Origin of the sequence: Pseudoalteromonas maris, from assembly GCF_049257235.1 — a bacterium.
Lineage (GTDB): Bacteria > Pseudomonadota > Gammaproteobacteria > Enterobacterales > Alteromonadaceae > Pseudoalteromonas.
In genome coordinates this window covers 1-13,109 of record NZ_JBMMUF010000006.1, presented here as the reverse complement: position 1 = coordinate 13,109, position 13,109 = coordinate 1, and the positions used below count along the sequence as shown (strand labels likewise).

Sequence of the window (13,109 nt, the reverse complement as noted above, 5' to 3'; positions counted from 1 at the left end):
TGGCAATAGCAGTGACATTTAGACGCAACTCTAAATGTTGTAATAATTGGCGTAATTGTCAATTTAAGTCCTGTTCTTACTAGATCAGGTAGGGTCAAAGATCAGCAAGCTGAGGAACCCCATGGCTTACTCTTATTCTGAAAAGAAACGTATCCGTAAGGATTTTGGTAAACGTCCACAGGTTTTGGATGTGCCTTTCTTACTGCAAATGCAGTTAGAATCGTTTAAAAAATTCTTAACGCCGGACGCTGACGGTGATTTCGGTTTGGAAGCTGCTTTCCGTTCCGTTTTCCCGATTAAAAGCTACTCGGGCAATTCTGAGCTTCAATACGTAAGTTATCGTATTGGTGAGCCAGTATTCGACGTTAAAGAATGTCAAATTCGCGGCGTGACATATTCTGCTCCACTTCGCGTGAAACTTCGTCTAGTGCTTATGGACAAAGAAGCACCAGGCACTGTTAAAGACATCAAAGAGCAAGAAGTTTACATGGGCGAAATTCCGCTCATGACTGACACTGGTACTTTTGTAATCAATGGTACTGAGCGTGTTATCGTTTCTCAGCTACACCGTTCACCTGGTGTATTCTTTGATAACGACCGCGGTAAAACTCACTCTTCGGGTAAAGTGCTTTATAACGCACGTGTTATCCCTTACCGTGGTTCATGGCTCGACTTTGAGTTCGACGCTAAAGATAACCTGTATGTACGTATTGACCGTCGTCGTAAACTTCCTGCGTCGATCATCTTACGTGCACTTGATTTCTCAACTGAAGAAATCCTAGGCCTATTCTTTGAAACCACTACGTTTGAAGTGGCTGACGGTAAAGTTCTTATGGAACTGGTACCTTCACGCCTGCGTGGTGAGACGGCTGCTTTTGACATCAAAGGCGACGATGGCGACGTGCTTGTAGAGCAAGGCCGTCGTGTAACTGCACGTCACATTAAGAGCATCGAGAAAAAAGGCATCGACCAACTAGAAGTACCACACGAGTACATCATTGGCCGCGTACTAGCTAAAAACTACATCGATGAATCAACTGGCGAAGTGATTGCAAATGCGAACGATGAGCTATCACTTGAGCTAATGGCTGAGCTTGTAAAAGCGGGCCACACACAAATTGCAACGCTTTACATCAATGACGTAGATAGCGGCGCGTACATGTCAGACACAGTACGTATCGACTCAACAACAAACCGCCTAGAAGCGCTTGTTGAAATCTACCGTATGATGCGCCCTGGTGAGCCACCAACGAAAGAAGCAGCAGAAGCATTATTCGAAAATCTATTCTTCAGCGAAGAGCGCTATGATCTATCAACTGTAGGTCGTATGAAGTTCAACAGCCGTGTAGGTTACGATTCAGACGAAGGTCCAGGTACGCTTTCTAAAGAAGACATCGTGTCTGTTATGAAAGTGCTTATCGACATCCGTAACGGTAAAGGCGATGTTGATGACATTGACCACCTAGGTAACCGTCGTATCCGTTCTGTTGGTGAAATGGCTGAAAACCAATTCCGCGTTGGTCTAGTACGTGTAGAACGTGCTGTACGTGAGCGTTTAAGCTTAGGTGACCTTGACGCAGTAATGCCACAAGACCTTATCAACGCTAAGCCTATCTCGGCAGCGGTGAAAGAGTTCTTCGGCTCATCACAGCTTTCACAATTTATGGACCAAAACAACCCGCTATCAGAAGTAACGCACAAGCGTCGTATTTCTGCATTAGGTCCGGGTGGTCTTACGCGTGAGCGTGCAGGCTTCGAAGTACGTGACGTACACGTAACGCACTACGGTCGCGTATGTCCAATCGAAACGCCTGAAGGTCCAAACATCGGTCTAATCAACTCATTGTCTACGTACGCGCGTACCAATGACTTCGGTTTCCTAGAAACACCTTACCGTAAAGTGGTAGACGGTGTGGTAACTGACGATGTTGATTACCTATCTGCTATCGAAGAAGGTCACTTCGTAATTGCTCAGGCAAACGTTGACTTGAACGATAACAACGAATTCGTAGAAGAACTGGTTACATGTCGTCACAAAGGTGAATCAACCTTGATGCCGCGCGAAGACATCCAATATATGGACGTATCGCCACAACAGGTAATCTCAGTTGCTGCTGCACTTATCCCATTCCTAGAGCACGATGATGCGAACCGTGCATTGATGGGATCGAACATGCAACGTCAGGCTGTTCCTACACTACGTGCTGACAAGCCGCTAGTAGGTACAGGTATCGAACTTACACTTGCGAAAGACTCAGGTGTAACTATCGTTGCTAAGCGTGGTGGTGTGGTTGATTACGCTGATGCGAGCCGTATCGTTATCAACGTAAATGAAGATGAGCGTGTACCTGGCGAAGCAGGTATCGACATCTACAACCTAACTAAGTACACGCGTTCTAACCAGAACACATGTATCAACCAAAAGCCAACTGTCATGGTAGGCGAGCCAATCGTACGTGGTGACGTACTTGCTGACGGTCCTTCAACAGACCTAGGTGACTTGGCGCTTGGTCAAAACTTACGCGTGGCATTCATGCCTTGGAATGGTTACAACTTCGAGGATTCAATCCTACTTTCAGAGAACGTTGTAAAAGAAGATCGTCTAACGACTATCCACATCCAAGAGCTTCAGTGTATTGCTCGTGATACTAAGCTTGGGCCTGAAGAAATCACAGCCGACATCCCGAACGTGGGTGAGTCAGCACTTGGCAAGCTAGATGAGTCTGGTGTTGTATACATCGGTGCTGAAGTGAAAGGCGGTGACATCCTTGTAGGTAAAGTAACACCTAAAGGTGAAACGCAGCTTACACCAGAAGAGAAGCTACTACGTGCTATCTTCGGTGAGAAAGCGTCTGACGTTAAAGACAGCTCACTGCGTGTACCAAACTCAGTATCAGGTACAGTTATCGACGTACAAGTCTTCACTCGCGATGGCGTAGAGAAAGACAAGCGTGCACTAGAAATCGAAGAAATGCAGCTTCGTGAAGCGAAGAAAGACTTCAACGAAGAGTTCAAGATCCTTGAAGAAGGTGTATTGAGCCGTGCGCGCAAGCTTCTGACTGATTCAGGTGTTGATGCAGCTAAATTAGAAGGTCTATCAGCAGACAAGCTACTAACGCAAAGCCTAGCTGAAGAAGACAAGCAAGCAGAACTAGAGCAACTTGCTGCTCAGTACGAAGAGCTTAAAGCTGAGTACGATAAGAAGTTCGAAACGAAGCGTCGCAAGATCACTCAAGGTGATGACTTAGCGCCGGGCGTATTGAAGATTGTGAAAGTTTACCTAGCGGTTAAACGTCGCATCCAGCCAGGTGATAAGATGGCGGGTCGTCACGGTAACAAAGGTGTTATCTCGACAATCGTACCAGTAGAAGACATGCCTTACGATGACAAAGGCCGTACCGTAGATATCGTGTTGAACCCACTGGGTGTACCATCACGTATGAACATCGGTCAGATCCTTGAGACCCACATGGGCCTAGCGGCACGTGGTATCGGTGAGCGCATCGAAGAGATGATCAAAGAGCAGCGTGAACTTCACGAATTGCGCGAGTTCATCAAGAAAGCGTACGAGCTAGGTGAGTGTCGTCAGAAAGTAGACATCGACAGCTTCTCAGATGACGAAATTCGTCGTCTTGCTGAGCACCTAAAAGGTGGTCTACCAATCGCAACTCCAGCATTCGATGGCGCTAAAGAAAGCGAAATCAAAGAAATGCTTGAGCTAGGTGGTTATCCATCAAGCGGTCAGGTAACGCTGTATGACGGTCGTACTGGTGACCAGTTTGAGCGTCAAGTAACTGTAGGTTACATGTACATGCTGAAACTGAACCACCTTGTTGATGACAAGATGCACGCTCGTTCAACAGGTTCATACAGTCTTGTAACGCAACAGCCGCTGGGTGGTAAAGCTCAGTTCGGTGGTCAGCGCTTCGGTGAGATGGAAGTATGGGCACTTGAAGCGTACGGCGCAGCTTACACGCTACAAGAGATGTTGACAGTGAAATCGGATGACGTAAACGGTCGTACTAAGATGTATAAGAACATCGTCGATGGCAACCACAAGATGGAGCCAGGTATGCCGGAATCATTCAACGTATTGTTGAAAGAAATTCGTTCACTCGGTATCAACATCGAGCTTGAAGAAGAATAAGCCGGTTGGGCGCACAGCGCCCACTACCTGCGAAAAGAATGAATGGGCGGGTTTCCGCCCACAAGATTAACCTCCGACAGGAGAGCTAAGGTGAAAGACTTACTTAAGTTTCTGAAGCAACAAAATAAGACCGAAGAATTCGATGCAATTCGCATTGGTCTTGCTTCGCCAGACATGGTGCGTTCATGGTCATTCGGTGAAGTAAAGAAACCTGAGACCATTAACTACCGTACTTTCAAGCCTGAGCGTGACGGCTTATTCTGTGCCCGTATTTTCGGCCCAGTGAAAGACTATGAGTGTTTGTGTGGTAAATACAAGCGCTTAAAACACCGTGGTGTTATTTGTGAGAAGTGTGGCGTTGAAGTAACACTGACTAAAGTACGTCGTGACCGTATGGGTCACATCGAGCTTGCAAGCCCAGTTGCACACATCTGGTTCTTGAAATCACTACCGTCTCGTATCGGCTTAATGCTTGATATGACGCTACGTGACATCGAGCGCGTACTTTACTTTGAATCATTCGTTGTGACAGAGCCTGGCATGACTACGCTTGAGCGTGGCCAGCTGTTAGGTGAAGAAGAGTACCTAGATGCTCTTGAAGAGCACGGCGATGAGTTCGAAGCGAAGATGGGTGCAGAAGCTGTACTTGATCTTCTAAAAGAACTAGACCTTGGTCAGTTAATCGCAGAAATGCGTGAAGAACTACCAACTATCAACTCAGAAACAAAGCGTAAGAAAATTACTAAGCGTTTGAAGTTGATGGAATCATTCCACCAATCTGGTAACAACCCAGAGTGGATGATCATGACTGTTCTTCCGGTTCTTCCACCAGATCTTCGTCCTCTAGTACCACTAGATGGCGGTCGTTTTGCGACTTCTGATCTGAACGACCTATACCGTCGTGTGATCAACCGTAACAACCGTTTGAAGCGTCTTCTTGACTTAGCTGCACCAGACATCATCGTACGCAACGAAAAGCGTATGCTTCAAGAAGCGGTAGATGCGCTACTTGATAATGGCCGTCGTGGTCGCGCGATCACTGGTTCTAACAAGCGTCCTCTTAAGTCGCTTGCAGACATGATCAAAGGTAAGCAAGGTCGTTTCCGTCAAAACCTTCTTGGTAAGCGTGTTGACTACTCAGGCCGTTCTGTAATCACCGTAGGTCCTACACTGAAACTACACCAGTGTGGTCTTCCTAAGAAAATGGCACTTGAGCTATTCAAGCCATTCATCTACGGCAAACTAGAGCGCCGCGGTATGGCGACAACCATCAAAGCTGCGAAGAAGATGGTTGAGCGTGAAGTACCAGAGGTTTGGGACGTACTAGACGAAGTAATTCGTGAACACCCAGTGCTACTTAACCGTGCACCTACACTTCACCGTTTGGGTATCCAGGCGTTTGAGCCGGTACTAATCGAAGGTAAAGCGATTCACCTACACCCACTCGTGTGTGCGGCGTATAACGCTGACTTCGACGGTGACCAAATGGCGGTTCACGTACCATTGACGCTAGAAGCGCAGCTAGAAGCGCGTGCGTTGATGATGTCAACAAACAACATTCTTTCGCCTGCGAACGGTGAGCCAATCATCGTACCTTCACAGGACGTTGTATTGGGTCTGTACTACATGACCCGTGATCGCATTAATGCTAAAGGTGAAGGCCTAGTATTCAAAGACGCGAAAGAAGCTGAAAAAGCATACCGTACTGGCGTAGCTGAACTACACGCACGCGTTAAAGTACGTATGACACAAACTGTTATTGCAGAAGACGGTACTTCAAGCGAAGTAACTGGCATTGTAGAGACTACTGTTGGTCGTGCAATCTTCTCATTGATCATGCCTAAAGGCTTACCATTTGAGCTAGTAAACCGCGCTCTTGGTAAGAAGCAAATCTCAGGCATGTTGAACGAGTGTTACCGTCTACTAGGTCTTAAAGACACAGTAATCTTTGCTGACCAAGTAATGTATACCGGTTTCCACTACGCGATGAAGTCGGGTGTGTCTATCGGTATCAATGACATGGAAATTCCACCGGTTAAAGCTGAGATCATCGAAGCAGCCGAAGAGGAAGTTGCTGAAATTAACCAGCAGTTCCAGTCAGGTCTTGTAACAGCGGGTGAAAAGTACAACAAAGTTATCGATATCTGGTCACGTGTGAACGAAAACCTGTCACGCGAAATGATGGCTAACTTATCGAAAGACACTGTAGTAAACGCTGAAGGTCAAGAAGAAGAGCAAGACTCATTCAACTCAGTGTTTATGATGGCCGACTCGGGCGCACGTGGTAGTGCAGCTCAGATCCGTCAGCTAGCGGGTATGCGTGGTCTAATGGCACGTCCAGATGGTTCAATCATCGAGACGCCAATCACAGCAAACTTCCGTGAAGGTCTAAACGTACTTCAGTACTTCATCTCGACGCACGGTGCGCGTAAAGGTCTTGCCGATACCGCATTGAAGACAGCGAACTCGGGTTACCTAACGCGTCGTCTAGTAGACGTAGCGCAAGACTTGGTAATCAACGAAGTAGATTGTGGTACTGAAAACGGTCTAACAATGAAGCCGCTTATTGAAGGTGGTGACGTAGTTGAGCCGCTACGCGAGCGTGTACTAGGTCGTGTAGTTGCAGAAGACGTAGTAATCCCAGGTACTGAAGAAGTACTGATTGCACGTAACGTGATGATCGACGAGAAACTGTGTGACCTTCTAGAAGAGCACTCAGTGGACGAAGTACGCGTACGTTCAGTAATTACCTGTGAAAACGACTTCGGCGTATGTTCAAACTGTTACGGTCGTGACCTTGCACGTGGTCACATCATCAATGCTGGTGAAGCAGTGGGTGTTATCGCGGCACAGTCAATCGGTGAGCCAGGTACACAGCTTACGATGCGTACGTTCCACATCGGTGGTGCGGCATCTCGAGCGTCAGCAGAGAACAGCGTACAAGTTAAGAACAACGGTCGCCTTAAGCTGCACAATGCGAAATTCGTATTGAACACAGAAGGCAAGATTGTAATCACTTCACGTTCAACAGAAATCACTATCATCGATGAGCATGGTCGTGAGAAAGAGCGTTATAAAGTGCCTTACGGTGCAGTACTAACTGTACAAGACGGTGCTGAAGTGAAAGGTAACGACATCGTAGCGATGTGGGACCCGCACAGTCACCCAATTATTATCGAGCACAAGTCGAAAGTATCGTTCAGCGATATCGACGACTCGAACACGGAAACGCAAACAGACGAGCTTACAGGTCTAACACGTGTTGTTGTTAAAGATCTTGCAAAAGTTAACGCCAAAGAGCCTAAGCTAATCATTGAAAATGAAGAGCGTGGCCTACAGGAGATTCGTCTTCCATCATTCACCACAATCGAAGTGAGCGATGGCGCGACATCTAACCCAGGTGACGTACTAGCACGTATTCCGCAAGAAGGTTCGAAGACTCGAGATATTACCGGTGGTCTACCGCGCGTAGCGGACCTATTCGAAGCACGTAAGCCGAAAGATCCAGCAATTCTTGCTGAAATCTCAGGTATGGTGAGCTTCGGTAAAGAGACTAAAGGTAAGAAACGTCTTGTGATCACGCCTGAAGAAGGTGATGCATACGAAGAGATGATCCCTAAGTGGCGTCAGCTTAACGTGTTCGAAGGTGAGACAGTATCTAAAGGTGAAGTAATCGCCGACGGTCCTGAGTCTCCGCATGACATTCTTCGTCTACGTGGCGTAACTGATGTAGCTAACTACATCGTTAACGAAGTACAAGACGTATACCGTCTACAAGGTGTAAAGATCAACGATAAGCACATCGAAACGGTTATCCGTCAGATGCTGCGTAAGTGTCTCATCATCGACGGTGGCGACTCTGAATTCCTAGCGGGTGAACAGGTTGAAGTAGCACGTGTAAACATTGCTAACCGTGACCTAGAAGCGCAAGGTAAGATCCCAGCTAAATTCGAAATTCAGCTGATGGGTATTACTAAAGCATCACTTGCTACAGAATCATTCATCTCAGCAGCCTCGTTCCAGGAGACAACACGTGTCCTAACTGAAGCAGCTGTAAATGGTAAGAGCGATGAGCTACGTGGTCTGAAAGAGAACGTAATCGTGGGCCGTCTGATCCCAGCCGGTACTGGTTTTGCGTATCACTTAGATCGTCAAAGTCGTCGCAAGCAGTCAGCTGAAGATTTGCTAGAGCCAACAGTAAGTGCAGAAGAGGCAACTCAAGCACTAACAGATGCGCTTAATGCAGATTTATCTGGCGACCAAGAGTAAGCCTTAATTTGTCATAATTAAGTCATGCCTGGAGTGGTATTCTGCCGCTCTGGGCATTGTTTTAGTTGACAGGCTAAACTTTGGTCATTAAAATTCCGCCACCCTTTTACTCGCTGGTGTTATCGCAGTGGATAAATTGGGCGGAATTTTTAATTTCAGTAGTAATTTTAATTTTTCAGGAGCTATTTAATGGCAACTATTAACCAGCTAGTGCGCAAGCCACGTCGCAGCAAGGTTACTAAAAGTAACTCAGCAGCGCTTAAGGCATGTCCACAAAAGCGTGGTGTATGTACTCGCGTATATACTACTACTCCTAAGAAACCAAACTCGGCTCTACGTAAAGTAGCGCGTGTTCGTCTAACGAACGGTTTCGAAGTAACATCATACATCGGTGGTGAAGGTCACAACCTTCAAGAGCACAGTGTAATCCTTATCCGTGGTGGTCGTGTTAAAGACTTACCAGGTGTACGTTTCCACACTGTTCGCGGTGCACTTGACTGTGCAGGCGTAAATGACCGTCGTCAAGGTCGTTCTAAGTACGGTGCAAAACGCCCTAAGGGCTAATGGTTCTCCGTTAGTAAGGCCAAGCACTTAAGTTTTTATAAATATTAGTTTTGGGAATCTGTTCAAAAGACAGACCTGAAGACAACCGGAGATTCAAAATGCCAAGAAGACGCGTTATAGGTCAACGTAAAATTCTTCCAGATCCTAAGTTCGGATCAGAATTACTTGCAAAGTTCGTCAACGTAGTAATGCTTGACGGCAAAAAATCTACTGCTGAAAAAATCGTATATGGTGCGCTAGACGTGGCTGCTGAGAAATCAGGCAAGTCGCACCTAGAAATCTTTGAAGCTGCACTTGAGAACGTTCGCCCACAGGTAGAGGTTAAATCTCGCCGTGTTGGTGGTTCAACGTACCAAGTACCAGTTGAAGTACGTCCAGTTCGTCGCAACGCGCTAGGTATGCGTTGGTTGGTTGACGCTGCACGTAAGCGTGGCGAAAAATCTATGGGCCTTCGTCTGGCTCAAGAAATCGTTGACGCAGCTGATAACAAAGGCTCTGCGGTTAAGAAACGTGAAGACGTTCACCGTATGGCTGAAGCGAACAAAGCGTTCGCACATTACCGTTGGTAATCTGTCCTTAACCTTTAAGAGGATAATATGGCACGTACAACTCCAATTGAGCGCTACCGCAATATAGGTATTTGTGCTCACGTAGATGCGGGTAAAACCACCACTACGGAACGTGTACTTTTCTACACGGGCCTATCTCACAAAATCGGTGAGGTACATGATGGTGCTGCAACTATGGACTGGATGGAGCAAGAGCAGGAGCGTGGTATCACTATCACGTCTGCTGCGACTACTTGTTTCTGGAAGGGGATGGACGCGCAATTTGACGATCACCGCATCAATATCATCGACACCCCTGGACACGTAGACTTCACGATTGAAGTTGAGCGTTCATTGCGTGTACTTGATGGTGCAGTTGTCGTGCTTTGTGCTTCATCAGGTGTACAGCCACAGACAGAAACGGTTTGGCGCCAGGCCAACAAGTACGAAGTTCCTCGTATGATCTTCGTGAACAAGATGGACCGTATGGGCGCCGACTTCCTGTCGGTTGTAGATCAGGTGAAAACCCGTCTGGGTGCAACTCCTGTTCCAATTCAGCTACCTATCGGTGCTGAAGAAGACTTTAAAGGTGTAATCGATCTCATCAAAATGAAAGCCATCAACTGGAACGAAGCGGACCAGGGGATGACGTTCACATACGAAGAGATCCCGGCAGAACTTCAAGACCAAGCTGAAGAATACCGCAGCGAGCTAATCGAAGCGGCAGCTGAAGCGTCTGAAGAACTAATGGACAAATATTTAGAGGAAGGCGACCTCAGCGAAGCTGAGATCAAAGAAGGCCTTCGTGCTCGCACTCTAGCTAACGAAATCGTGCTAATGAGTTGCGGCAGTGCGTTCAAAAACAAAGGTGTTCAAGCTGTGCTTGATGCCGTTATTGAATACATGCCTTCACCAACAGAAGTTAAAGCAATCCAAGGTGTGCTTGATGACGGTGAAACCGAAGATACACGCCCAGCTGACGACAACGCCCCATTCTCGGCGTTAGCGTTTAAGATTGCGACAGACCCATTTGTTGGTACGCTAACCTTCTTCCGTGTGTACTCTGGCACAGTGGGCCAAGGTGACACGGTATATAACCCAGTTAAATCAAAGCGTGAGCGCTTAGGTCGTATCGTACAGATGCACTCAAACTCACGTGAAGAGATCAAAGAAGTTCGTGCCGGTGATATCGCCGCTGCGATTGGTCTCAAAGACGTAACAACAGGTGATACCCTGTGTGATGCGAATTCAATCATTACGCTTGAGCGTATGGAATTCCCAGAGCCGGTAATCTCTGTTGCGGTAGAGCCAAAAACTAAGGCAGATCAGGAAAAAATGGGTATGGCACTAGGTAAACTAGCTGCAGAAGACCCGTCTTTCCGCGTACAAACTGACGAAGAATCAGGCCAGACAATTATCTCTGGTATGGGTGAGCTTCACCTAGATATCATCGTCGACCGTATGAAACGTGAGTTCAAAGTTGAATGTAACGTTGGTAAGCCTCAAGTTGCCTATCGTGAAGCGATTCGTTCAACCGTTGAGGTTGAGGGTAAGTTTGTTCGTCAATCAGGTGGTCGTGGTCAATATGGTCACGTTTGGGTTCGACTTGAACCACTTGATATCAGTGATGAAGATGCACCAACTTTCGAGTTCGCTAACGAAGTTGTTGGTGGTGCAGTACCGAAGGAATACATTCCTGCGGTAGAAAAAGGTCTCCATGAGCAGATGGAGCAAGGTGTCCTTGCTGGTTATCCGCTACTGGGCGTGAAAGCGACGCTGTACGATGGTTCATTCCACGATGTCGACTCGAACGAAATGGCCTTTAAGATTGCTGGTGCAATAGCAATGAAGAACGGTGCGCTAGAAGCAAGCCCAGTATTGCTAGAGCCTATCATGAAGGTTGAAGTGATCACTCCTGAAGCAAACATGGGTGATGTTGTAGGTGACTTAAACCGTCGCCGCGGTATGATCGATGGAATGGAAGAGGCACCAGGCGGATTGAAACAAATCAACGCTGAAGTTCCACTTTCTGAAATGTTCGGTTATGCAACTGATTTACGTTCTGCAACGCAAGGCCGTGCTTCATACTCGATGGAATTCCTCAAGTATGCTGAAGCGGCTAAGAATGTAGCAGAATCTATTATTGCAGCTCGCGCTGTTAAGTAATTTGAGTTCGGTCCGATCTTCGGGTCGGACTTTAATTTCTTTATAGGAATTTTTAAAATGGCAAAAGAAAAGTTTGAACGCGTAAAACCGCACGTAAACGTTGGTACAATCGGCCACGTTGACCACGGTAAAACAACTCTAACTGCAGCAATCACTAACGTACTTGCAAAAGTATACGGTGGTACAGCTAAAGACTTCGCATCAATCGATAACGCTCCAGAAGAGCGTGAGCGTGGTATCACAATCTCAACTTCACACGTTGAGTACGACACTCCTACACGTCACTACGCACACGTAGACTGTCCTGGACACGCTGACTATGTTAAAAACATGATCACTGGTGCTGCTCAAATGGACGGCGCTATCCTAGTAGTTGCTGCGACTGACGGTCCTATGCCACAGACTCGTGAGCACATCCTACTTTCTCGTCAGGTTGGTGTACCTTACATCATCGTATTCATGAACAAATGTGACATGGTTGACGACGAAGAACTACTAGAGCTAGTAGAGATGGAAGTTCGTGAACTTCTTTCTGAGTACGACTTCCCAGGTGATGACCTACCACTAATCCAAGGTTCAGCTCTTAAAGCGCTAGAAGGCGAGAAAGAGTGGGAAGACAAGATTGTTGAGCTAGCAGACGCGCTAGACACATACATCCCAGAGCCAGAGCGTGACATCGATAAGCCATTCATCATGCCTATCGAAGACGTATTCTCAATCCAAGGCCGTGGTACAGTAGTAACTGGTCGTGTTGAAGCTGGTATCATCAACGTGAACGACGAAGTTGAAATCGTAGGTATCAAAGATACAACGAAGACAACTTGTACAGGTGTTGAGATGTTCCGTAAGCTTCTAGACGAAGGTCGTGCGGGTGAGAACATCGGTGCCCTTCTACGTGGTACTAAGCGTGACGAAGTTGAGCGTGGTCAAGTACTAGCGAAGCCTGGTTCAATCACTCCTCACACGAAGTTCGAAGCAGAAGTATACGTACTATCAAAAGATGAAGGTGGTCGTCACACTCCATTCTTCAAAGGTTACCGTCCACAGTTCTACTTCCGTACAACTGACGTAACTGGTGACATCCAGTTACCAGAAGGCGTAGAAATGGTAATGCCTGGTGACAACATCAAGATGGTAGTAGAGCTAATCTGCCCAATCGCGATGGACGAAGGTCTACGTTTCGCAATCCGTGAAGGTGGCCGTACAGTTGGTGCTGGTGTTGTAGCATCAATCGTAGAGTAATAGCTACTCTCGAGAAAAAAGGCCGCTAAAAGCGGCCTTTTTTGTGCCTATTGACCCGTCCTAAATAGCGTTGACACTTTTCAAACTTAATTTGGAGAGTGTAATGAAATCAATTGGCAAAAGAACTCAACGAGATTATTCCCTCGCTTTTAAATTGGCAGTTGTAGACCAAG

6 protein-coding genes are annotated in these 13,109 nt (G+C 46.9%); all 6 read left to right on the top strand.

Annotation, left to right across the window (positions count from 1 at the left end):
- The first annotated feature begins 121 nt into the window (after positions 1-121).
- The 6 genes from rpoB (at position 122) to tuf (ending at position 12,936) form a co-directional block, all read left to right on the top strand.
- Positions 122-4,147, top strand: coding sequence for a DNA-directed RNA polymerase subunit beta (rpoB, locus tag AAEU32_RS09830; protein ID WP_421970365.1), 4,026 nt, complete (start codon positions 122-124; stop codon positions 4,145-4,147).
- Positions 4,148-4,237: 90 nt separating this feature from the next.
- Complete coding sequence (gene rpoC / locus AAEU32_RS09825; RefSeq protein WP_421970364.1) at positions 4,238-8,416, top strand: DNA-directed RNA polymerase subunit beta'; 4,179 nt, start codon at positions 4,238-4,240, stop codon at positions 8,414-8,416.
- A 189-nt stretch (positions 8,417-8,605) separates the two neighbouring features.
- Positions 8,606-8,980, top strand: coding sequence for a 30S ribosomal protein S12 (rpsL, locus tag AAEU32_RS09820; protein WP_105189351.1), 375 nt, complete (start codon positions 8,606-8,608; stop codon positions 8,978-8,980).
- A 98-nt stretch (positions 8,981-9,078) separates the two neighbouring features.
- Positions 9,079-9,549, top strand: coding sequence for a 30S ribosomal protein S7 (gene rpsG, locus AAEU32_RS09815; RefSeq protein WP_421970363.1), 471 nt, complete (start codon positions 9,079-9,081; stop codon positions 9,547-9,549).
- 27 nt (positions 9,550-9,576) lie between these two features.
- Complete coding sequence (gene fusA, locus AAEU32_RS09810; RefSeq protein ID WP_421970362.1) at positions 9,577-11,694, top strand: elongation factor G; 2,118 nt, start codon at positions 9,577-9,579, stop codon at positions 11,692-11,694.
- 57 nt (positions 11,695-11,751) lie between these two features.
- On the top strand, positions 11,752-12,936 hold the full coding sequence (gene tuf / locus AAEU32_RS09805) for an elongation factor Tu (protein ID WP_347391331.1): 1,185 nt from the start codon (positions 11,752-11,754) through the stop codon (positions 12,934-12,936).
- Positions 12,937-13,109: the final 173 nt, after the last annotated feature.